Source organism: Ornithinibacter aureus (assembly GCF_009858245.1).
In the GTDB taxonomy this organism is placed as follows: Bacteria; Actinomycetota; Actinomycetes; order Actinomycetales; family Dermatophilaceae; genus Fodinibacter; species Fodinibacter aureus.
In genome coordinates this window covers 3,501,321-3,523,625 of sequence record NZ_VMSB01000001.1, presented here as the reverse complement: position 1 = coordinate 3,523,625, position 22,305 = coordinate 3,501,321, and the positions used below count along the sequence as shown (strand labels likewise).

Below are 22,305 nucleotides of genomic sequence, written 5' to 3'. Positions count from 1 at the left end.
CACTTCGTGCCGCCGTGCCGACCCGACTGCGCACCCAACCTGTCTCAGCGTCGAGAGCGTGCTGGCCGGTGCGTGGGTGTGCGACGCCGCCGGGCTCCCCGAGCCCGGAATCGAGTTCGGCGCTCGACGCGGCCAGTGCCTCCGGTGACCGCTGGGATACGTGAGGCCTTCCCTCGAGGTCGTCACCGGCGCGGTCCACATGGCGCAGGCGCAGACCAACCGGGGCGACGTCGGGCAGGCGGCTGGCGATGAGGTCGGCCGTGCCGGTGGTGACGAGCGGCTTGAGCATCTGCGAGGGCGGCAGGCCGGCCCGGGCGCCACCACGGCGAGGACCGGGACGAGCGCCGCGACGGCGCTGAGCTGCTGCCCGGCGCACGCGATGACACCGGCTGGATGCCGTGTCAGGTCACCGCGCTAGGTTCCAGACACGTCGACCTCGAGGAGCCCTGCGCATGTGCCCGAACCCGAACCTGCCCGTCCCCGACGACTTCACCCCGGTGCCGTCGACGAGTGCGACCACGCACGTCAGCGCGGTCGAGTCCATCGACGCCTCGACGGTCGACGTCCTCGCCGTGGTCGTGCCGGCCGAGGGTGAGCTGCCGAGTGAGCTCGGCGACCTCGACCGCGACGCGTTGGCCGCTGCCGGATTCGACGGCAAGCCCGGGGCGACGTTCTGCCTCCCTCGCGCAGGCGCCCCCGCCCTCCTCGTCGTCGGTGCTCCCGCGGCCGGTGAGCTCGACGCCAACGCCCTGCGCGACGCCGCGGCAACAGCCGCGCGCACCAGCGCCAAGCTGGGCGCTCGCCTCGGCATCCGGGTGCCCGCGAGCAGTGTCGACGCGGCCCAGGCCGGCCAGGTCCTCACCGAGGGTGCCCTGCTGGCGCGCTACCGCTACACCGCACTGAAGGCCGAGCACCCGGAGAAGCCCCTGTCGGCCTTGGTGATCAGCGTGGACGGCGCCGACGGCGGCGCGGTCGCCGACGGCATCCGCACCGGTGTCGTCACGTCGCGCGCGAGCGCCGTCGCCCGCGACCTCGCGAACAGCCCGCCCGCACACCTGACGGCCGTCGCCCTGGCCGATGTCGCGGCAGAGCTCGGCGACGCCCACGGCTTCACCGTCGAGGCCTTCGACCGCGAGCAGCTCATCGAGATGCGCTGCGGCGGGTTGCTCGGCGTCAATGCCGGCAGCACCGAGGAGCCCCGCATGCTCGTGCTGCGCTACACCCCCGAGGGTGAGCCGACGGGCCACCTGGGGTTGGTCGGCAAGGGCATCATGTACGACTCGGGCGGCATCAGCATCAAGCCCTCGGACCCGATGCACCTGCTCATGAAGATGGACATGGGCGGCGCCGCGGCGGTGCTCGGCGCCTTCACCGCGCTGCGCGACCTCGGCGTGCCGTCCACCGTCACGGGGTGGCTGATGTGCACCGACAACATGCCGTCGGGCACGGCCGTCAAGCTCGGTGACGTGCTCACCGCACGCAACGGCACCACCGTCGAGATCAAGAACACGGATGCCGAGGGGCGCCTGGTCATGATGGATGCGCTCGCCCTCGCGGTCGAGGAGGGGGTGGATGCCGTCGTCGACATCGCGACGCTGACCGGCGCCGTCCTCGTCGCCCTCGGTCCTGCGACGGCCGGGTTGTTCGGCAACGATCAGGGCATCGTCGACCAGGTCAAGGCAGCCGGCACCGCGGTGGACGAGCCGGTCTGGCAGCTGCCCCTGGAGAAGAAGTACCGCAAGCAGCTCGACTCCGAGATCGCCGACATCTCCAACCTCGGCGGGCCGTTCGCGGGCTCGACGACGGCGGCGCTCTTCCTCGCCGAGTTCGTCGGCGAGGTGCCCTGGGCCCACATCGACATCGCCGGGACGATGAACGTCGACGCCGACGAGTCGTGGCGCTCCAAGGGGGCGACGGGCTACGGGGCTCGCCTGCTCGCCGAGGTTGCAAGGGACTTCACCCCGAAGGCCTGACTGCTGGGCTACTCGGCGACGACGTCGAGGGTGTTGACGGTCGGGTCAGCGGCGTAGGCGATCCGGCTGCCCGCGGCTCGCGCCGCCCGCAGGGCTGCCACGACGGCGTCGGTGACCTCCTCGCCGGGTGCGAGCACGGGGATGCCGGGCGGGTAGGGCGCGATGAGCTCAGCGCTCACCCGCCCGACCGCCCGCTCCACCGGGACGCTCTCGCGGGCCGCGAAGAACGCCTCGCGAGGGCTCATCACCGTCACCGGGTCCACCGCCCACACCCCTGACACGACGACCGGTCGCGCCACGGAGCGCCGGGTGTGGATCGACTCGGCCAGTGCGCCTGCGAGCTCGTCGATGGCCTCGGGCCGGTCGGCCATCGTCACCATGGCGACGATCGTGTCGCGATCGGCCATCTCGACCGGCATCCCCCGCGCCAGCAGGTCCTGCTCGACCTCGTTGCCATCGGCGCCGGTGCCGGGGAGCACGAGCACGAGCCGGGTGGGGTCCACCGTCGGGCCGTCGAGGACCATCAGGCCCGCGATGGTCGACAGCCGGGTGCGCGCCGTGGCGACCGCCTCGATGACCGGCCCGAGCAGGGCCTCACCGTCGCGCTGGAGCAGCGCCCGTGCGGCATCGATGCTCGCGAGGATCGCCCCCGACGGGCTCGTCGTTGCCGTGGCCTCGACCGCGGCGTCGAACTGGGCCCGCCCGATGCGGGTGGTGCGGGCGAGCACGATGGCGCCCTGCGACCAGGCAGGCAGGGCCTTGTGGGCACTGGTCACGAGCGCGTCGGCCCCCGCCTGGAGTGCGTGCGGCGGCAGCCCCGGGTGGAAGCCGAGGTGGGCGCCCCACGCGGCGTCGATGACGAGCGGGATGCCGTGGCGGTGTGCGACGGCGGCGAGCGCGCTGACGTCGCCGACGGTGCCCACGTAGGACGGCTCGCCGATGAAGGCGCCCTTGGCGTCCGGGGCTGAGGCGAGGGCTGCCTCGAGCGCGGCGGCCGTCACCCCGAGGGGCAGTCCGTGGGCCGGGTCGACCTCGGGGCGCACCCAGACCGGCTCCAGACCCGCGAGCACGAGCCCGAGCAGCATCGAGCGGTGCAGGGTGCGCGCGACGACGACCCGGTCCCCCGGGCGGCCGATCGCGAGCGCGAGTGCCTGGTTGCCGTGGGTCGACCCGCCGACGGAGAAGCGGCAGAGGTCGGCCCCCCACAGGTGCGCGGCCTGGGCTTCGGCCTGCCCGACGACACCGCGCGAGAGCTTCATCGTGTCGAGGCCGGCGTACAGGGGGACGTCACCGGCGACGACGTCACCGACGAGGTCGTGGCGCTGCTTGTGCCCGGGGATCGTGAAGGGTGTCGGGGCAGCGTCGTGGAAACGCAGCCACGCGTCGAGCAGGGGCGCGTCGCCGCGCAGGCCTCGGGGGTCGGTGGGCATGGGCCCCAGTCTGCCCGCGCTCGGCCCTGCCGGGCTGCCGCGTGACGGCTCGGTCTTTCGCAGTGTCGGGGTGCGCCCTGACTGCTCTCCGCTCATCGAGTGAGCGCAACACGCCGAGTCCGAAACGCGCTGCACGGCGTGTTGCGCTCACTCGACTCGGGCCGGGCCTGGCGTCAGGTGAGCGCCTGGCTCAGCAACCGACCCATCCGCCGGACCCCGTCGACAAGCCGCTCATCGGGAACACCCGAGAAGCTCATCCGCGCGTGGTTGGCCTCGGGCCGGTCGGCGAAGAACGGGGTGCCGGGCACGACGATGACGCCGGCCTGCGGGATCAGCACGTCGCGCTGGAACGCGGCCATGTCCAGCCCGGCAGGGAAGGTCACCCAGGTGAACAACCCGCCGTTGGCGCGGGTCCAGGTGATGCCGGGCGGGAAGTGCTCTTGCAGGGAGGCGAGCATGAGGTCGCGCTGGTGCCGGTAGGTCGGCAGCATCCCCGCGATGTGGCCCTCGATGTCGTACCCACCGAGGTAGGCGGCCGCGGCCCGCATGTTGAGGGTGCCGTTCTGGGTGTCCGCGGCGAGCTTGAGCAGCGCGAGCTTCTCGCGGATCTCCGGCGTCGCGAGCGCCCAGCCGAGGCGCAGCCCGGGCGCGAGGATCTTCGAGAAGCTGCCGAGGTGCACGACCCGGCCGGTGGTGTCCAGGCTCTTGATCGTCGGCAGCCGCTCCCCCTCGTACCGCAGTTCGCGGTAGGGGGTGTCCTCGAGGACGACGACGTCGAACTCCTGCGCCAGCTCGACGAGCCGACGGCGCCGGGCGAGGCTCATCGTGCGGCCCGTCGGGTTCTGGTAGTCGGGCACGGTGTAGATGAGCTTGACCCGATCGGTGGTGCGCAGCACCTGTTCGAGGGCGTCGGTGTCCATGCCCTCGTCATCCATCGGCACCGACCGGTAGTCCGGTTCACACGGATTGAAGGCGATGAGCGCGCCGAGGAAGGTGGGCCGCTCGGTGACGATGACGTCGCCGGCATCCACGAAGAGCTTGGCGGTGAGGTCCAGCCCCTGCTGCCCACCCTGGGTGATGAGGACGTCGTCGGCCGTGCACGGCATCCCGTCCGCACTCAGGCGGGCGGCGACGAGGGCGCGCAGCTCGGGCAACCCTTCGGATGCCGTGTACTGCAAGGCTGACGCGTTGCCGTCGGTGAGGAGGGCGTCGTAGATGCCGTGGAGCTCACGCATCGGGAACAGCGTCGGGTCGGGGTAGCCGCCGGCGAAGGACGTGATCCCCGGTTGGCCGGCCAGGGCGAGGAACTCGCGGATCGCCGAGGGCTGGACGCGCTCGGCGCGGCGGGCGAAGGACGTCATGCCGATGACCCCCACGTCGTGACCGCCTCGATGAGGGCGAGGGTGTAGCGGCGCACCTGGTGCAGGTCCACCCACTCGTCGGCGGCGTGCAACCCGCCACCGGCCGGGCCGCAGACCACCGTGGGGATGCCGGCGGCCTGCCACAGCGGCGCCTCCATCCAGTAGGGCGCGTGGAAGGGTTCGGATGCCGCGTCGTCACCGAGCGCGCGGCTCAGGTCGGCCGCGAGGGCGGCCGCCGGGCCGGAGTCGTCGAGCTGCCACGGGTCGCGCGCGACGACGAGCCGCGCGCGGGCGCTGACGGTGTCGTCCTGGAGGCGCAGGTGCACGAGCAGGTGCTCGACCTCGGCGAGGGCCGCCTCGGAGCGCTCGCCCGGCACGGTCCTCCGCTCCACGATCGCCGTGGCGTGTCGAGCCAGCACGAACGGCGACTCCCCGCCGGAAGCCACGGTGACCATGAGCGAGCCGCCGCGTTCGGCGACCAGGCTCCCGCGGGACTCCACGGCGGCGAGCAGGCGGCCGAGGTGGGCGACAGCGTTGACACCCTGCTCGGGCTGCGACGAGTGCGCGGCGCGCCCCTCGAGAGTCACCTCGACGAGGGCGTAGCCCCGCAGGGACTGCGCCAGCGCGAGCCACGTGGGCTCACCGATGACGGCGACGTCGGGCTCGATGCCGAGACCAGGGAGTGCATCGAGCACGGCCAGGGTGCCCAGGCTGGCGTCCTCCTCGTCGGCCACCAGGGCGAGCACGACCCGACCGGGCAGCCGGCGGCGGGCGAGTTCCTCGGCGGCGACGACCATCGCGGCCACCCCGCCCTTCATGTCGCAGGCACCCCGCCCCTCGAGACGGTCGCCGTCGACCCGCGCCCCGAACGGATCGTCCATGCCCTCGACCCCGACGGTGTCGAGGTGGCCGGTCAGGACGACGGTGGGCCCGGGTGCGCCGGCCGGGCTGACCGCCACGAGGCTCGGTCGGCCCACGTGCCCGGGAGCCTGAGCCACGTGGGTGTCGAAGCCGCCGCGTGACAGCCGGTGTCGCAGGTGCTCGACGATGGCTGCTTCCCCCGCAGCCCCCGGCACGAGCCCCGGGTTCACCGAGTCGATCGCCACGAGGGCAGCCGTCAGACCGACGGCCTCGGACCCGAGGCCGGCATCAGGTCGCGCGGCAGCCTCGGGTGCCGTGTCCGGGGTGACGGGTGCCGCGTCCGGGGCGGCGTCGGATGCCGTGGTCCCTCGCGGAGCGTCGTCGCTGGCCATGGGCCAGAGCCTAGGACGCCCGCCGCGGGGCCTGTGGGTAACTCCGAGGGGTGGGCGCCGCGCGGCCTACAGTGAAGGGGTGCCCCTTGGTCCCGACCCGGCTCTCGCCCGCGCGGCCGCCGATGCCCTCTTCGCCCTTCGCGAGCGCGTCGCCGACGCCGAGGACGACGTGCTGTCCTCACTCGTCGTCACGGGGGAACCGCGCCCTCAGCGGGTGCTCGATGACTGGTTGGACCAGGTGGCCGACACCCTGCGAGCGGTGGGCGAGACGGCATCCGACCTCGCCACGACGCTGAGAGCCCACACCGACGCCACGGCGGAGAACACCACGCCCACGGCTCGGACGACGCAGACCGCTGCTGTCGACGGGTGGCGACCATGAGCGTGGTGCCGGGCGACCCGGCGTCCCTGTCAGCGTGCGCCTCCACGGCCCGCTCGGTCGGTCAGGGGCTGGCCGGGCAGGCGAGCCGGGTGCGGGCCACGTCGCGCGAGCTCGCGCAGGGATGGACCGGCCGGACGTCGGCCGGTGTGCGGCAGCGCGCCAGCGGTCTCGCCGACGCGACCGACGCGGTGGCGAGTGAACTCGACCGGATGGGGCGGGTGCTCCAGGACCACGCGAGCGACCTGGCCGACCTCGTGGCCCGGGGACGGCGCATCGAGGAGCAGGCCCGCGAGGCCGGGCTGGAGGTGCGTGACGGTCGGGTGGAGAGGGGGTGGGGCGTCACCGGCACGGCCGACGCGGCGGCCGATCACGATCGGGCCCGAGCGCAGTCCACCCTGCAGGGCGACCTTGACCTCGTGCTCGCCCAGCACCAGCGACGCCGCGACTGGGTCCTTGCGGCGTTGCGGTCCTCGAGCGCGAGCCTGGCGGAGATCTCGCACGACCTGCGCCGTGGATGAGAGGATCGCCCGACTGCGGACAACGCCGAGGGAAGGACATGAGGGTGCACCTGACGACGCGTGATGAACTGGCCGGGACCGTCGAGGAGGTCTACGCGCTGCTGACCGATCCGGGCTTCCAGGACGCCAAGTGCGTGGCGACAACTGACGACGCGCACAACTTCACCGTCGACGTGGCCGACGCCGCCGGTGCCCACCGGGTTCGCACCGAGCGGCACCTGCCCTCGGACGGCCTTCCCGACGTCGCCAGGTCGTTCGTCGGCGACAACCTGACGATCATCGAGGTGCACACCTGGTCGCTGCCAGCAGCCGACGGCTCCCGCGAGTCGGTGGTCGACCTGCACGTCAAGGGTGCGCCGCTGACCCTCAAGGGCACCCTGCGCCTCGAGCCCTCCGGCTCCGGCACCCGTCAGGTGCTCGACGCCGACCTCAAGGCCAACGTGCCCTTCATCGGGGGGAAGATCGAGCGGGCTGCCGCCGAGCCGATCGAGGGCGCCATCGAGATCGAGACGGCTCTGCTGAAGGAGTGGCTCGCCCGCTGACCCCGCGACGTGTTGCACTGCAGCCACCGTGTCACGGTGGCTGCAGGGCAACAAGTCGCGGTGAGGAGGGGTGATCAGCCCATGTGGGGGTAGGCGTGCTGGGTCGGCGGCACGAAGTTCTCCTTGATCGAGCGCACCGAGGTCCAGCGCAGGAGGTTCGCCGCCGAGCCGGCCTTGTCGTTGGTCCCCGAGGCGCGGCCTCCACCGAACGGCTGCTGCCCGACGACCGCGCCCGTCGGCTTGTCGTTGATGTAGAAGTTGCCCGCGGCGAAGCGCAGCCGGTGCAGGGCGTCGGCGACGACGACACGGTCCTGGGCGATGATCGCGCCGGTGAGGGCGTAGGGCGCGACCGACTCCATCTGCTCGAGGACCTTGGAGTACTGCCGGTCGGGGTAGACGTGCACTGCGAGGATCGGCCCGAAGTACTCGGTGGTGAACATCTCGTCGCTGGGGTCGGTGCTCTCGACGATCGTCGGCCGCACGAAGTACCCGACGGAGTCGTCGTAGGTGCCGCCGGCGACGACGTCGAGGTGGCTCGTCGCGTGGGCCCGGTCGATGGCCGCCTTGTGCTTGGCGAAGGCCCGGTCGTCGATGACGGCGCCCATGAAGTTCGACAGGTCGGTGACGTCGCCGACCGACAGGCCGTTGGTGAGCTCGACGAGGTCCTTCTTGATGACCTTCCACACCGAGCGCGGCACGTACGCGCGTGAGGCGGCCGAGCACTTCTGGCCCTGGAACTCGAAGGCCCCACGGATCAGCGCGGTGCGCAGCACGTCGGGGTCGGCGCTCGGGTGGGCCAGCACGAAGTCCTTGCCACCGGTCTCGCCGACGATGCGCGGGTAGTGCCGGTACCCGGTGAGGTTCGCGCCGATCTGCTGCCACAACCCCTGGAACACCGCAGTCGACCCGGTGAAGTGCAGACCCGCGAACTCGGGGTGCGCGAGGGCGACCTCGGAGACCTCGCGCCCGTGCCCGTTGACCATGTTGATGACGCCGGGCGGCATCCCGGCCTCTTCGAGCAGCTCCATCGTCAGCTGGGCGGCGAGCTGCTGCGAGTGCGAGGGCTTCCACACGACGGTGTTGCCCATCAGGGCCGGGGCCGTCGGCAGGTTGCCGGCGATCGCGGTGAAGTTGAACGGGGTCACCGCGTAGACGAAGCCCTCAAGCGAGCGGTAGTCGCTGCGGTTCCACAGGCCGCGCGAGTTGGCGGGCGGCTGCTCCTGGATGATCTGCCGCGCGAAGTGGACGTTGAAGCGCCAGAAGTCGATCAGCTCGCACGCCGCGTCGATCTCGGCCTGGTATGCCGTCTTGCTCTGCCCCAGCATCGTCGCGGCGTTGATCTTCGCGCGCCACGGGCCGGCCAGCAGGTCAGCAGCCTTGAGCAGGATCGCCGCGCGGTCGTCGAAGGCCATGTCCCGCCAGGCTGGCGCCGCAGCCATCGCCGCATCCACGGCCGCGGCAGCCTCGGTCTTCGTGGCCCCGCGGGTCACGCCGAGCACCTTCGCGTGGGCGTGCGGCTGGCGCACCTCGATGCGTGGACCCTTGCCCTCGACCCGCACCCCGCCGATGGTGTGGGGCAGGTCGTGCTTCGTTCCGGCCAGCTCGACCAGCGCCACCTCGAGGGCCGCCCGCTCGGGACTGCCCGGTGCGTAGTCGAGGACGGTCTCGTTGATCGGGGCAGGGACGTGGGTCACGGCATCCATGGGATGTGGCACTCCTTGGGTCGATTGACGCGTGGGGTCCCCACGCCGGGCTCACCCCGCCACTCTGTCGCCCACCACGCGCGTGTGCAACCTCGCTCGCCGAAGGTCGCGGGGGTCAGGGGGTGTCGACGAGGTCGCGCACGTCGGCCAGTTCGGTGACGTCGTACCAGAGCAGGTCGGTCGGTTCGGTGTCACCGGCGTGCTCGTCGATGTGGAACGACACCACCCGGCGACGCTCGATGGGTGCGGCCACGGTGACCCGCGACGGCACGTCAGGGTCGGTCGGGTGGAGCACGAGGGCGACGTCGACGTCGGCCGCGGCGATGACCCGTCGCACCGCGCCACCCTGCGTCAGCCCGCTCGCCTCCCTCGTGGCCGCCAGCCAGGCGGCGTGCTCGAGCTCCTCCTCGTCGACGACCAGCCCGGTGCGACCGAGCAGCGGGGTCACGGCGTGCGCAGCCAACGGGGCCGGGCCCACGGGGCGACCCTCGGCCAGGTCGGCAAGGTCCGCAGACGTGAGCGGGAGGTAGATGCGGGCGAGCGGCATACGGGCTCCTCGGGTGGCGCGGTGGCGCGGTGGTCGGTCAGCGGGTCTTGGGGCGGGGGGCCTCGAGCAGTTCGTGGAGCGAGTCGACGACCCCGCGACCGAGCACGTCGGCATCCGGCATGGCGTCGCGGTCGGCGTAGAGGCCGTAGTACACGCCGCCGTCGTACGAGGTGAGCCCGATCGACAGGGCCTGACCCCGCCCGAGCGGCGTCACCGGGTAGGTGGAGACCATGCGGGCACCGGCCGCGTAGAGCGGCGTCTGCGGCCCGGGCACGTTGGTGATGACGACGTTGTAGAGGCGCTTGGAGACCACACCGCCGAGGCGGGCACCGAGGGCGTGCATCGTCGGGGGTGCGAAGCCACCGAGCCCGGCGAGGGTGTCGGCCGAGACGGCGCGGCGCCCGCCGCCCTCCATCTGCTGGCGCATCGAGAACGCGATCTGGTGCAGGCGCATCGACGGCCCGGGCTCGCCCACCGGCAGGTCGACGAAGCAGGCCGTCATCTGGGCGCCCGTCGGGGCCTCGGGGCCCTCGTGCACCGACACCGGCACCATGGCGCGGATGGTCGTGCCGCCGTAGACGGCCTCGCCGCGGGTGAGCAGCCACGAGCGGAAGGCGCCGGCGATCGTCGCGAGGATGACGTCGTTGACGGTGACCTCGTCGGCGAAGGCTCCCTGGCCCAGCCGGGTGCGGATCTTGCGGTAGTCGTCGAGGTCGGTGCCGATCATGACGTAGCGCCGCGCCCGCCCGACCGACGCGTTGAGCGGCGATTCGGGCGCCGGCCGCGCGGAGACCCGCGCCAGGGTCGAGATGACCTCACTGGCGACCGAGGTCACCTTGCCGAGGGTCTTGCCCACGTCGGCGATGCCGTGCTGGACCGTGTCGACGACCTGGCTGGGGGTGCGGACCGCCTCGGCGACCGCACCGACGACGAGTTCGACGCTGCTCGGTTCTGCGCGGGCGCGCCACGTGGTGAGGATGCCGTCGCTCGCCGTGGGGTTTCCGTCGACGAGGACGTTGCCGATGTCCACGGCCCTGATGCCGTCGACGAGGCTATGGTGGGTCTTGCTGATGATCGCGAACCGGTCCTCGGCCAGGCCCTCGACGAGGTAGACCTCCCACAGGGGGCGGGTGCGGTCCAGGGGGCGTGGCTGGATGCGGGCGACGAGCTCCTCAAGCTGTTCGTCCGAGCCCGGTCGCGGCAGGGCGCTGCGCCGCACGTGGTAGCTCATGTCGAAGTGCTTGTCGTCGACCCACACCGGGTTGGCCAGCCCACCGGGGACGGACTTGATCTTCTGCCGGTAGCGCGGCACGTGCGCGATCCGCTCGCTGATGAGGGTCACGAGGCTCTCGTAGTCGAAGCCGCCCTCGGGCGCGTCGAAGACCATCACCGAGCCGACGTGCATCGGCGTGGTCGCGTCCTCGAGGTGCAGGAACGAGGTGTCCAGGGAGCTGAGCCGGTCTACCACGGCCCTATCGTGTCAGACCGCCCGCCGCCTCCCGGGCAGCACGGTCGCGGTGGCACTGCCGACGGCTGCGCGCAGGCCCGACGCAGGGGCCCGGCGACGCCCGCGGCCGCGACCTCTGGGTCGCGCCGCCGACGGCATCCGCGGGTCGAGGTCGACCGCCAGGCCCGCCAACTCCGAGGTCAACCCCCCTTGGGGCGCGACCTCGAGCAGGGAGCGCCCGGCGAGCAGGGCTGCATCGCAGTCGTCGGGCACCCACGGCAGGAACCGCACGCTCTCCATGCCGGCGAACCGGCCGAGGACGTCGGCGATCGCCCGCTCGGGACGTGCCCCGGCCACGGACGCGCGGACCTTGTTGACGACGATGACAGGTCGTGGCGAGGGCAGCACGGCGACCTCCTGCACGCCACGCACGAGCCGCTGCAGCCCGACCGGGTCGGCGGACCCGACGACCACGAGGTGGTCGGCCTGCTCGAGGGCGGTCAGGGTCGTGGCGTTTCGACGCGGGGCGACCGTGTCGTAGCTCAGCTCCTCGTCGTCCTCGAGGGCGAAGCCGGCGTCGATGACGACGTGCTCGACGACCTGCCGGGCCAGCCGGAGGACGTCCTCGATCGCGGCCGCCCGCAGCTCGGGCCAGCGCTCAGCCTTCGGCAGCCCGGTGAGCACGCGCAGGCCGGGTACCACCTCGGGCGCGACCCGCGCCAGGCCGACGGCGTCTAGCGAGCCCTGCTCGGAGGCCCGCGCCGCCGCGGCGACGCCCGGGGCCTCGTCGATCAGACCGAGCACCTGGGCCACGCTGGCTCCCCACGTGTCGAGGTCGACGAGCAGGGTGCGCACTCCCCCGGCGGCCAGGTGCGCCGCCAGCGTCACGGCCACGGTGGTGCGCCCCGGGGCTCCCGTCGGGCCCCAGACCACGGTGATCGGGGTCGGCACGTCACCCTCGGAGCCGTCCTCGTGCTCGGCCGTGGGGTCGTGGCCGGTGCCGACGAGCCGCTGCCCGCCATCGAGTACGGGGTTTCCCGCCTCGTCCACACCCCACGGGCTCCCCGCGCCACCGCCGTCGTCCTCCCCGGTGCCGCCGCCCCCGCCGCCGGACCGCCCCGCACCCGACGGGGCCAGGTCGCCGGCCAACCCGCACAGGGCGAGGGAGACGGCATCCGGCGACTCCCCCGGCGTGAGGATCAGCGTCACGCCGAGCTGGCGCAGCCGCCGCTCCCCCTCGTCGTCGCCGGGTGCCACCAGACCCGCGACGCGTACGCCGTGCCCGGCGAGGTGGCGCAGCGCGTCACGGTCGAGGCCACGCAGGTCGGGTGAGACGACGGCGACGCGCGCGGCACCGGCGGCCCCGGCCGACAGCAGCTCGGCAACGTCGGCGCACCGCCGCACGAGCTCGAGGTCGGGCGCGGCCTCGAGCGACCGGACGAACTCGGCCTCGTGGCGGTCGGTGAGGGCCGCGAGGACGCTGGTCACGGGGCAGCCGCCGCGGCGCCGCCGGGCACCGGCACGAGGGTGATCCGGGCGCCGAGGTCGACATCGGCGACGAGGTCGCGCACGGCTTCTCGCGGCACCATCACCTGGACCGCGCGGGATGCCGTGGCGCCCCCGAGGACGTCGTCCTCACCTGCGACGCGCACCACCGACACACCCTCGAGCACGCGCTCGGGCCCGGCGTAGGTGGGCAGGCCGATCGTCGTGCCCTCCTTGGGGCGGTTGACGTACACGTCGACGACCGAACCGGCCGTCAGGGCCGAGGCCGACGTCGAGTCGACGAGCAGCGCGACGAGCTGCACCGTCACGGCATCCGACCTGCCGACCGCGGCCTGGGGGATGAGCTCGCCGGGGCGCAGGGGGCGAAGTGCCCAGGTGTCGTCAGGAAGAGGGCCGTCGGCAGGCAGGTAACCCACCGCACCGTCACCGAGCAGGACGTCGACCCGCACGACGTCGGCCGCCGTGAGCTGCTGACCCGGCGCGACCTCCCCCTTGGCCGCGTAGACGGGCACGCGATCGTCGGCCCGGGCCACGACCACCGAGCCGAGGACGGTCGACAACAGCACGAGGAGCACGCCGATGATGAGGCGTGAGTCGCGCCAGGACGGCGGCCGCAGTCGGGAGGCGGTGGGAGTCGGCAGATCGGTCATGGGCACCGATTGTGGTGGACCTGCCCGCATCTCGCCTGCCGAGCGCAGCACCCTGTGGACAACCCGCCGAGGAACCCACCCTGTGGATGGCACACTGACGACGTGGCCCGCCGTTTCCTTCCCCTGACCGAGGTGTCCGAGATCCTCGACATCTCTGCAGCACAGGCCTATGCGCTCGTCCGCAGTGGTGACCTGCCCGCGATCAAGGTCGGGGGCCGGGGTCAGTGGCGGGTCGAGACCGTCGAGCTCGAGGCGTACATCCAGCGCATGTACGCGCAGACCCGCGACCTCGTCTTGACCCGCTCAGACCTCGGCGAGCACGACGACCACCGAGCCTGACTGCGCTCAGCGGCGCGACTCCACGAGCAGCAGCGCGTGGAAGGGCACCGTCGTCATGGCGGTCACGTTCCCTCGGCGGCGAGGTACCCCCTCAGGGTGCTCGGCGAGGTCGAGGTGGTCGGCTCCCACGGCGTCGATCGTGCCGACCAGCACCGAGCCCCCGGCCGCCGAGAAGCCAAAACCGACCCCGGACCCCGGCCCTGCACCCGGCCCGACACCGACCCCCGCTCCTGCGGTGACACCCACCCCTGACAGGCTCATCGCCACCGTCGCCCGATCTCGTGAGAGGGCCCGCAGGGCGTACCCGAGCCCGAACCGGCGCGCGGCCCGGGCCGCCTCGACGCGGGCCCCGAGTGCACTCACCGTGACCACGGCGGCGGTCGGAACGAGGTGCTCGCGACCGACTGCCGGGTCACGCAGCAGCACCCACCCGTCGCCCAGGTCAGCGACCTCACCCTGCACGCGCAGCCCGGCACCGAGCCCCAGCCGCACCGTCGTCCCCACGGCGCCGGCCAGGCGGTCGGACAACGTGACGAGCGCCCGCTCGCGGCGCGTGCGTTCGGCCACCTCGTCGTCGAGTTCGCGCCGTTCCTCCGCCGCCAACTGCCCCTCGAGGTCTGCAAAGAGTCCCTCCCACCTCATGGCGCCACTGTAGGGATGTCCACAGCCGAGCACACTCCGGTTGCGGGGCCAGTTCTGCCCGTTTACCGTCATCAGCATGCAAACATCACCAAACGGCATCAAACCGATGGTCGTCGCCGTCCGGGGCCTCCTCGGCCTCGGCGCCTCGGCGGCTGTCGCGGTGGTGCTGTGGCGCGTCGTCGAGCGCACGGTCGCGGCAGTGGGCACCGGCGGTCCGGCCCGCGCCGATGAGCTGCTCGTGGGCATCACCGCGGCCGTCGCGCTGGCCTGCGTGCTGTGGCTCGCGCTGGGGCTGACGCTGAGCCTGCTGGCCCGGGTGCCGGGGTCGCTCGGCCGGGGAGCACAGGTCGTCGCGGACATCGTGACGCCGCGGCTGCTCCGGCAGACCGCCGCGTTCGTCCTCGGGGTCGGGGTGGTGGCTGGTGTGGCTCCGGGTGCCGCGGTCGCCGAGCCACCCACCCCGTCGATCTCGATCTCCCAGTCCTCGACGGCTCCGGCGACCCCTGCACCACCGTCCCCTGCGCACCCCTCCCCCGCGCCTTCACTCACCGAACCCACGGGCACCCCCACGCCCAGTCCGGATGCCGTGGCCCCCTCCCTGCCCGACCCCGGCTTCCACGCCCTTCCGGACCCCTCGTGGGTCCCGACTGCCCCGACGGTTCGGCCCCAGGCCGACGTCGGGCTCCTCAGCCGAACACCGAACGCTGCCGTCGACGCCCCCGTGGACGTCGTGGTGCACCGCGGAGACACCTTGTGGAGCATCGCCGCGCGCCACCTCGGCCCCAACGCGTCCGACGCCGAGATCGCGCAGGCGTGGCCCGCGTGGTTCGACGCGAACCGTGCCGTCATCGGCGACGACCCGGATCTCATCCTCCCCGGTCAGGTGCTGCGCGCACCAGAGGTGAGAGTCCCGTGAGTGCCTCACCGGCCCGCGCCGCGCTGCCTCGACCCGCCCAGGCCCGATCCACGCCAGCCCGCCTTCGCGTGCTCCCCGAGCCGCTCGCCCTCGATGAGGCGATGCGCCGCTCCCGGCAGGCCCAGCAGGAGCGGCTCGCCAACTCCGGCTACGTCCAGGGGACGCTCGCTGTCTCGTTCGACACGGCATCCGACGACACGCTGTTCGGCCCCCAGCGCACGGCGCGAGACGACCTTCCCGACCCGACATGGTGGGCAGGACGCATCACCCACGCGCTGATCGAGGTGATGACCGGGCTGCGACCCGCCCCTCAGGTGGTGCGGTGGACCTCCCCCGAGGTCTACGCCGTGGTCGCGCGACGCAGCGCCCTCGCTGCCCGGCGGGCGGCCAACCCCGGCGCCCGCACGACCCGCCAACGCCTGAGCGTGCTCAGGGTGCGAGTGTGCGAGCCCGTCGACGGAGTCATCGAGGCCGCCGTGGTGCTCCAGCACGGATCGAGGGTGCGTGCCGTGGCGATGCGCCTCGAGGGTCAGGACGGGAAGTGGCGGGTCACCGCCCTCCAGATCGGCTGAGCCGACCTGAGCGCGCAGGCGGAGCGGCTACGCCGAGCCTGCGGGCACCTTCGCGTCCGCGCCTGACTGCCCCTGTCGGGTGGGCAGGCTGCCGGTGCTGAACAGGGCGGCGATCGCCAACGCAGCGAGGGCGGCAAGGGCCGGTGGCCAGCCGGCGAATCACCCTGCCGGGGTGACCTCGACACCCACCGAGGAACGACGACGCCGGGGCAGCTGTGACCAGGTGGTCACGTCTGCCCCGACGTCAGTGGCTGGCGCCCGACCGCTCAGCGGCGACCGTGGCACATCTTGAACTTCTTCCCCGACCCACACGGGCACGGGCTGTTCTTCGGCGTCGACTTCAGCTGCTCGTCGGTCAGGGCGCTCGCGGATGCCGGTGCCCTCTCGTCGCGCTCCTCGACCCCGCCGCTCTCGCTCGGCGCCGTGTAGTGCAGGGCACCGGTGCGGGGCCGGCCGACGCCAACTCCGGAGACCTCGACCTTCGGGGCGGCCTCGGCGGCTGCAGCCGCATCGGCACCCGAGCCGTCATGGACACCATCCGCTGGCGCACCGCCCGACGACGCGGCCACGGCATCCGGCGCGTCGTCCTGCACGGGGCTCGACGCGGCATCCGAATCGGCCGTCGCACCGCCGCCCGCGAGCCCACCGAACATCTCGGAGACGTGCACCGGCGCCACCGCAGGAGCGGCCTCGGCGGGCTGGTCGACCTGCACGTCGACGTGGAAGAGCAGCCCGACGGACTCCTCCTTGACGGCCTCGTTCATGGTGTTCCACAGGGCGAAGCCCTCGCGCTGGTACTCCACGAGCGGGTCGCGCTGGGCCATCGCGCGCAGGCCGATGCCCTCCTTGAGGTAGTCCATCTCGTAGAGGTGCTCACGCCACTTGCGGTCCAGCACCGAGAGCATGACGCGCCGCTCGACCTCGCGCATGACCTCGGAGCCCAGGGCCTTCTCGCGCTCGTCGTAGGCGTGGTGCGCGTCGGAGAGGATCTCCTCCTTGAGGCGCTCGTTGGTCAGCCCGCTCAGGCCACCCGCGGCCTCGGCGAGCTGGGCGTGGTCGACCGAGATCGGGTAGAGCGCGCGCAGTGCCGTCCAGAGCCGCTCGAGGTTCCAGTCCTCGGGGAAGCCGGTGGCGGTCTCGGCGTCGACGTAGCCCTCGATGACATCGTTGACGAAGTAGCGCAGCTGCTCGTGCAGGTCCTCACCCTCGAGGACCCGGCGGCGCTCGTCGTAGATGACGGTGCGCTGGCGGTTCAGCACGTCGTCGTACTTGAGGACGTTCTTGCGGATCTCGTAGTTCTGCGCCTCGACCTGCGCCTGCGCCGACTGGATCGAGCGCGACACCATCTTGGACTCGATCGGCTGGTCGTCGTCGAGCTTGGCGGTGGTCATCACGCGGTCGACGAGACCGGCGTTGAACAGCCGCATCAGGTGGTCCTCGAGGGAGAGGTAGAACCGCGACTCACCCGGGTCGCCCTGGCGACCGGAACGACCGCGCAGCTGGTTGTCGATGCGGCGCGACTCGTGGCGCTCGGTGCCGAGCACGTACAGCCCGCCGAGCTCGGTGACCTCGGCGTGCTCGGCCGCGACCTGCTCCTCGGCGGCGGCGAGCGCGTCGTCCCAGGCCGCCTCGTACTCCTCGGGCGTCTCGTGCGGGTCCAGACCGCGAGCCTTGAGTGCCTCCACCGCGCGGAACTCGGGGTTGCCACCGAGCATGATGTCGGTTCCGCGACCGGCCATGTTCGTGGCGACGGTCACGGCGCCCTTGCGGCCGGCATCCGCGACGATGCTCGCCTCGCGCTCGTGGTGCTTGGCGTTGAGCACCTCGTGCTTGATCCCCCGGCGACGCAGCTGCTCGGAGAGGTACTCGGACTTCTCGACCGAGACCGTGCCGACGAGCACGGGCTGGCCGTGTTCGTGGCGCTCGACGATGTCGTCGACGACGGCGCGGTACTTGGCCTCCTCGGTGCGGTAGACGAGGTCGGCCTCGTCGCGGCGGATCATCGACCGGTTGGTCGGGATCGGCACGACACCCAGGGTGTAGATCGAGTTGAGCTCGGCGGCCTCGGTCATGGCCGTGCCGGTCATGCCCGAGAGCTTGTCGTACATACGGAAGTAGTTCTGGAGGGTGATCGTCGCGAGGGTCTGGTTCTCGTTCTTGATCTCCACCCCCTCCTTGGCCTCGATGGCCTGGTGCATGCCCTCGTTGTAGCGGCGGCCGGCGAGCATGCGCCCGGTGTGCTCGTCGACGATCAGCACCTCACCGTTGAGGACGACGTAGTCCTTGTCGCGCTGGAAGAGCTCCTTGGCCTTGATGGCGTTGTTGAGGTAGCCGATGAGCGGGGTGTTGGCCGACTCGTAGAGGTTGTCGATGCCGAGGTGGTCCTCGACCTTCTCGATGCCGCTCTCGAGCACGCCGACGGTGCGCTTCTTCTCGTCGACCTCGTAGTCGCCGCGGCCGGACTCGAGCTCGCCGCGCTCCAGGCGGGCGGCGATCTTGGCGAACTCGACGTACCACTTCGCGGGGGCGTCGGCCGGGCCGGAGATGATGAGTGGCGTGCGGGCCTCGTCGATGAGGATCGAGTCGACCTCGTCGACGATGGCGAAGTTGTGCTCGCGCTGCACGAGCTCGTCGACCGACCAGGCCATGTTGTCGCGCAGGTAGTCGAAGCCGAACTCGTTGTTCGTGCCGTAGGTGATGTCCTTGGCGTACTCGGCGCGTCGCTGCTCGGGCGTCATCGACGCGAGGATGCAGCCGGTCTCGAGGCCGAGGAAGCGGTGCACGCGACCCATCAGCTCGGACTGGTACTCGGCGAGGTAGTCGTTGACGGTGATGACGTGCACGCCCTTGCCCGTGAGTGCGTTGAGGTAGGACGGCAGGGTCGCGACGAGGGTCTTGCCCTCACCGGTGCGCATCTCGGCGACGTTGCCCATGTGCAGCGCCGCGCCACCCATGATCTGCACGTCGAAGTGCCGCTTGCCGAGCGTGCGCTTGCTGGCCTCACGCACCGCGGCGAACGCCTCGGGCAGGATGTCGTCGAGGGTCTCGCCGTCGGCGAGGCGCTTCTTGAAGACGTCGGTCTCGGCACGCAGCTCGGCGTCGGTCAGCTTCTCGAAGTCCTCCTCGATCGCGTTGACCTGGGCCGCGATGTTGTCGAGCTTCTTGAGGATGCGGCCTTCACCGGCGCGCAACAGCTTCTCGACGAATTTCACGGCAGGGGACTCCTCAGGCAGCGGACGTGCGGCAGTGACCACCACGGGGTGGACCTGCCTAGGGTAGTCGAGCAGGCGGACGGCCGCCGGACCCGTGTCCGACTCACCGGTCAGGCCAACGACGCAGCACAAAATGCGGTTCCCCGGTGAGGAGCCGGATGGTTGGGTGGGGGCATGACGAGGATGCCGTTTCCCGGCTGCGTGCCCGAGCTCACCGACGGCGTGGTGCGCCTTCGCGCCCACCGCCCCGACGATGCCGGGGCCATCGTCGAGCAGTCCATCGACCCCGAGAGCGTGCGGTGGACGACCGTGCCCAGGCCGTACTCGCTGGAGCAGGCCCGCGAGTTCCTCGCGTTCATCGAGTCCGGCTGGCTGGCCGAGGACGGCAACCGGCTCTGGGCGATCTCGGATGCCGCGGACCCGCAGGCACGCTTTCTCGGCACCATCGACGTGCGCCCCATCGCGGGGGGCGCGGCCAGCATCGGGTACGGGTTGCACCCCGACGGGCGGGGCCAGGGCCTGATGGCCGGTGCCCTGCGCCTGGTCTGCCGGTGGTGGTTCGCGCAGGGCGGGGTCCGGTTGCACTGGGAGGCCGAGCGCGGCAACTTCGCGTCGTGGCGGGTGGCGTGGGCTTGCGGGTTCACCCACCACGGCACCACCCCCCAGGCCTCGGCCGACCCTGCCGGCGGCACCGCGATCGACATGTGGCGGGGCAGCCTGGGCGCCGACGACGTCATGGAACCCCGGACCCCGTGGGCCGACCCGCCGCTGCTCACCGCGGACGGGGGCAACGGCATCCTGCTGCGCCCGTGGAGCGACGACGACGTCAGACATCTTGAGGGCCGTGACCAACCGGCGCACCACATGCCGGCGCGGGGCGTGCTCGACGCCGACACCTTTGCCGACTGGCTGCTCGTGCGCCGCGAGCGGATGTCGCTCGGCGTGACCCAGAGCTGGTGCATCGCCGACGCCGAGTCGGATGCCGCGTTGGGCGAGGTGCTCGTGTTCGTCACCGAGGGCACCTTGGACGACGACACCGCCGAGCTCGGGTACCAGGTGCTGCCCAGTGCCCGCGGTCGCGGCGTGGCGAGCGCTGCTGCGCAGGCCGTCGTCGAGCACGCGTTCACGCCCCGGGGCGAGGGCGGACTCGGGATGCGCCGGCTGGTGGCCCAGACCGCCGAGGACAACGCGGCGAGCAACGCCGTGCTCGACCGACTCGGGTTCACCAGCTGGGGGCGGGAGACCGCTGCCGACGTGCTGCCCGGCGGAAGGGCCGTCGACGCCCTGCACTGGGAGCTCCTGCACCGCCCCTGACACGACTTCTTGCACTCCAGCCACCTGCCAGGCCTTGCCAGATGTGGCTGGAGTGCAAGAAGTCGCGGGCTGGGCGTACCTCCGGTGACCTATTGGTCGATCTGGGTACGGGTGAGGCCGAGGAAGGTGGCCAGCAGGGCGAGTTCCTCGTCGAGCTCGCGCCGGTCCTCGGCACCACCGCGGCCGGGCTCCCACGTGCACCGCCGCACCCGCAGCACCCCCGCGGCCCGGTCGGCCTTGAGGTCCAGGCGCGCGACGAGGTCCTCCGCCAACAGGAACGGCAGCACGTAGTAGCCGTGCACGCGCAGGTGCTCGGGCACGTAGATCTCGAGCCGGTAGTCGAAGTCGAACAGGGCGCTGGTGCGGTCGCGCTGCCAGATGAGGGAGTCGAACGGTGACAGCAGGGCACGCGCCCGGATGCCGCGTGGTCGCCGGGCGTCGCGGTGCAGGTAGGCGGGTCGTCGCCAACCCGCGATCTCGGCCGGCACCAACGTTCCGTCGGCGACGAGGGCAGCGATGGCCGGCCTGGCCTGCTCGGGGCGCAGCCGGAAGTAGTCACGCAGGCACTGCTCGGTGCCGACGCCGTGGGCGCGGGCGGACAGCTCGATGAGCCGGCGGAAGCTCTCGGCCTCCGAGGGCCGGGCCTGCGGGTCGAGCGCGAGCGCCCGAAGGGGCGGGGGCAGCACCCGCGCAGGCACCGCGTAGCGCCGCTCGAACTGCGCCGTCCTCCCGGCGCTGGACACCTCCCCCGCCCAGAACAGGTGCTCGAGGGCGCTCTTGACCAGCGACCAGTTCCACCCCCAGTCGCCGCGCTGGCGAGGCAGGTCATGGGCCAGGGCGGCCTCCACCTCGCGGCTGGTCATCGGCCCGCGCCTGGCGACCTCGTCGAGCACGGCCTCGACGAGGTCGGGGCGCTCGCGCGCGACGTGCCGCATGGTGCCCCACGCGTCCTCGCGTGCGCGCCGCATCCGGAAGTCGAGCAGGGGCCACGTCGACGGGGCGACGAGCGAGGCCTCGTGCGCCCAGTACTCGACGAGTCGTCGCGGCGCCCGGTCACGGGCGGTGTCGACGAGCGAAGGGTCATAGACCCCGAGCCGGGAGAAGAACGGCAGGTAGTGGCTGCGCGAGACGACGTTGACGCTGTCGATCTGCACGACGGTGACGGTGTCGATGACCCGCTGGACGTCACGGATGCCGGGGCTCTCGGGTCGTGGCCGCCCGAACCCCTGGGCGGCGAGCGCGATGCGGCGCGCAGCCCGTTGCGACAGACGCACGGGCGCGGGCGCGTCACTCATCCGTGGGGATCAGGTGCTGCTGGTGCGCGTAGACGGCGGCCTCGACCCGTGAGTGCAGGTGCAGCTTCTCGAGGATGTTGCGCACGTGGTTCTTCACGGTGTTCTCCGAGATGACCAACCCCTCGGCGATCTCGCGGTTGGCCTGGCCCCGTGCGACGAGGCGCAGCACCTCGACCTCGCGATCGGTGAGTGGCGGCAGGGTGCGCTGGAACGGTTCGGGGTTGCGGCTGAGCCTGGCGAACTCCGTGAGCAGGATGGCAGCCATGCTGGCCGGGATGATCGCCTGCCCCTCGCCGACCCGACCGATCGCCGCGAGGACCTCCTCCCCCGGCACGCCCTTGAGCAGGTACCCGCTGGCACCGGCCTTGATCGCCTCGAAGAGGTCGTCCTCCTCATCGGACATGGTGAGCATGATGATGCGGGTCTCGGGCACCGCCCAGCGGATCCGGCGGCAGGCCTCGATGCCGCCGACGCCCGGCATACGAACGTCCATGAGCACGATGTCGGGCCGCAGCCGGGTGCAGACCGCCAGGGCCTCGTCACCGTTGGAAGCCTCGCCGACCACGCGCGCGGTGCCCTCGAGCTCGACGACGATCTGCATGCCCCGCCGGTACTGGGCATGGTCGTCCGCGATGACCACACGGGTCACCGTCCCCGGGGAAACGGACTGCACGCGGTCTCCGTTCACGGTCCCTGCGTCACC

General features: G+C 72.2%; 20 protein-coding genes. 8 read left to right on the top strand and 12 right to left on the bottom strand.

Annotated elements, in window-relative coordinates; genetic code table 11:
* Positions 1-452 precede the first annotated feature (452 nt).
* Positions 453-1,973, top strand: a complete 1,521-nt coding sequence (locus tag C8E84_RS16785; protein ID WP_159903987.1) for a leucyl aminopeptidase — start codon at positions 453-455, stop codon at positions 1,971-1,973.
* 8 nt (positions 1,974-1,981) lie between these two features.
* Here C8E84_RS16785 and C8E84_RS16780 read toward each other — a convergent pair whose 3' ends face one another.
* The 3 genes from C8E84_RS16780 to C8E84_RS16770 form a co-directional block, all read right to left on the bottom strand.
* Positions 1,982-3,403, bottom strand: a complete 1,422-nt coding sequence (locus tag C8E84_RS16780; protein ID WP_159903985.1) for an aminotransferase class I/II-fold pyridoxal phosphate-dependent enzyme — start codon at positions 3,401-3,403, stop codon at positions 1,982-1,984.
* 173 nt (positions 3,404-3,576) lie between these two features.
* Positions 3,577-4,764 (bottom strand): aminotransferase-like domain-containing protein, encoded by a 1,188-nt coding sequence (locus C8E84_RS16775; protein WP_159903983.1) that lies wholly within the window; start codon positions 4,762-4,764, stop codon positions 3,577-3,579.
* Positions 4,761-6,017 carry a M20/M25/M40 family metallo-hydrolase gene (locus C8E84_RS16770; protein WP_159903981.1) on the bottom strand — a complete coding sequence of 419 codons (1,257 nt, stop codon included), beginning with the start codon at positions 6,015-6,017 and terminating at the stop codon, positions 4,761-4,763. The genes C8E84_RS16775 and C8E84_RS16770 overlap by 4 nt, the downstream gene beginning before the upstream one ends.
* A 79-nt stretch (positions 6,018-6,096) precedes the next feature.
* On the opposite strand from C8E84_RS16770, the gene C8E84_RS16765 reads away from it, so the two are divergent.
* From C8E84_RS16765 to C8E84_RS16755, 3 genes are read left to right on the top strand one after another with little or no spacing between them, the layout of a single operon-like run.
* Positions 6,097-6,399: a hypothetical protein gene (locus C8E84_RS16765; protein WP_159903979.1), complete on the top strand. Its 303-nt coding sequence runs from the start codon at positions 6,097-6,099 to the stop codon at positions 6,397-6,399.
* On the top strand, positions 6,396-6,917 hold the full coding sequence (locus tag C8E84_RS16760; protein ID WP_159903977.1) for a WXG100 family type VII secretion target: 522 nt from the start codon (positions 6,396-6,398) through the stop codon (positions 6,915-6,917). Before C8E84_RS16765 ends, C8E84_RS16760 begins: the two co-directional genes overlap by 4 nt.
* A gap of 38 nt (positions 6,918-6,955) precedes the next feature.
* On the top strand, positions 6,956-7,459 hold the full coding sequence (locus C8E84_RS16755; RefSeq protein WP_159903975.1) for a DUF2505 domain-containing protein: 504 nt from the start codon (positions 6,956-6,958) through the stop codon (positions 7,457-7,459).
* 74 nt (positions 7,460-7,533) lie between these two features.
* On the opposite strand, the gene pruA is transcribed toward C8E84_RS16755, so the two are convergent.
* The 5 genes from pruA to C8E84_RS16730 form a co-directional block, all read right to left on the bottom strand.
* Positions 7,534-9,162, bottom strand: coding sequence for an L-glutamate gamma-semialdehyde dehydrogenase (gene pruA / locus C8E84_RS16750; protein WP_159903973.1), 1,629 nt, complete (start codon positions 9,160-9,162; stop codon positions 7,534-7,536).
* A 115-nt stretch (positions 9,163-9,277) separates the two neighbouring features.
* Complete coding sequence (locus C8E84_RS16745; protein ID WP_159903971.1) at positions 9,278-9,709, bottom strand: DUF6912 family protein; 432 nt, start codon at positions 9,707-9,709, stop codon at positions 9,278-9,280.
* Positions 9,710-9,746: 37 nt separating this feature from the next.
* The gene (locus C8E84_RS16740; RefSeq protein ID WP_159903969.1) at positions 9,747-11,177 is read right to left on the bottom strand and encodes a WS/DGAT/MGAT family O-acyltransferase; all 1,431 of its coding nucleotides are present in this window, start codon (positions 11,175-11,177) and stop codon (positions 9,747-9,749) included.
* Positions 11,178-11,189: 12 nt separating this feature from the next.
* Complete coding sequence (locus tag C8E84_RS16735; protein WP_159903967.1) at positions 11,190-12,644, bottom strand: CpaE/TadZ family protein; 1,455 nt, start codon at positions 12,642-12,644, stop codon at positions 11,190-11,192.
* A complete protein-coding gene (locus C8E84_RS16730) occupies positions 12,641-13,312 on the bottom strand; it encodes a CpaB family protein (protein WP_159903965.1) in 672 nt (223 codons plus the stop codon). The genes C8E84_RS16735 and C8E84_RS16730 overlap by 4 nt, the downstream gene beginning before the upstream one ends.
* Before the next feature lie 102 nt (positions 13,313-13,414).
* On the opposite strand from C8E84_RS16730, the gene C8E84_RS16725 reads away from it, so the two are divergent.
* On the top strand, positions 13,415-13,651 hold the full coding sequence (locus C8E84_RS16725) for a helix-turn-helix domain-containing protein (protein WP_159903963.1): 237 nt from the start codon (positions 13,415-13,417) through the stop codon (positions 13,649-13,651).
* A gap of 6 nt (positions 13,652-13,657) precedes the next feature.
* Here C8E84_RS16725 and C8E84_RS16720 read toward each other — a convergent pair whose 3' ends face one another.
* Positions 13,658-14,293: a hypothetical protein gene (locus C8E84_RS16720; RefSeq protein ID WP_159903961.1), complete on the bottom strand. Its 636-nt coding sequence runs from the start codon at positions 14,291-14,293 to the stop codon at positions 13,658-13,660.
* A 76-nt stretch (positions 14,294-14,369) separates the two neighbouring features.
* Between C8E84_RS16720 and C8E84_RS17930 the strand changes: the two genes are divergently transcribed.
* Positions 14,370-15,209, top strand: a complete 840-nt coding sequence (locus C8E84_RS17930; RefSeq protein ID WP_159903959.1) for a LysM peptidoglycan-binding domain-containing protein — start codon at positions 14,370-14,372, stop codon at positions 15,207-15,209.
* Positions 15,206-15,781, top strand: a complete 576-nt coding sequence (locus C8E84_RS16710; RefSeq protein ID WP_159903957.1) for an Rv3235 family protein — start codon at positions 15,206-15,208, stop codon at positions 15,779-15,781. Before C8E84_RS17930 ends, C8E84_RS16710 begins: the two co-directional genes overlap by 4 nt.
* Positions 15,782-16,047: 266 nt before the next feature.
* Here the strand turns inward: C8E84_RS16710 and secA are convergent, their stop codons facing one another.
* Entirely contained in the window at positions 16,048-18,993 is a 2,946-nt protein-coding gene (secA, locus tag C8E84_RS16705; RefSeq protein ID WP_159903955.1) for a preprotein translocase subunit SecA, read from the bottom strand.
* 174 nt (positions 18,994-19,167) lie between these two features.
* Here secA and C8E84_RS16700 point away from each other — a divergent pair, with 174 nt between their 5' ends.
* Positions 19,168-20,307: a GNAT family N-acetyltransferase gene (locus C8E84_RS16700; protein WP_159903953.1), complete on the top strand. Its 1,140-nt coding sequence runs from the start codon at positions 19,168-19,170 to the stop codon at positions 20,305-20,307.
* Positions 20,308-20,396: 89 nt separating this feature from the next.
* On the opposite strand, the gene C8E84_RS16695 is transcribed toward C8E84_RS16700, so the two are convergent.
* The gene (locus tag C8E84_RS16695; protein WP_159903951.1) at positions 20,397-21,602 is read right to left on the bottom strand and encodes a winged helix-turn-helix domain-containing protein; all 1,206 of its coding nucleotides are present in this window, start codon (positions 21,600-21,602) and stop codon (positions 20,397-20,399) included.
* A complete protein-coding gene (locus C8E84_RS16690) occupies positions 21,595-22,275 on the bottom strand; it encodes a response regulator (protein WP_246197004.1) in 681 nt (226 codons plus the stop codon). The genes C8E84_RS16695 and C8E84_RS16690 overlap by 8 nt, the downstream gene beginning before the upstream one ends.
* Positions 22,276-22,305: the final 30 nt, after the last annotated feature.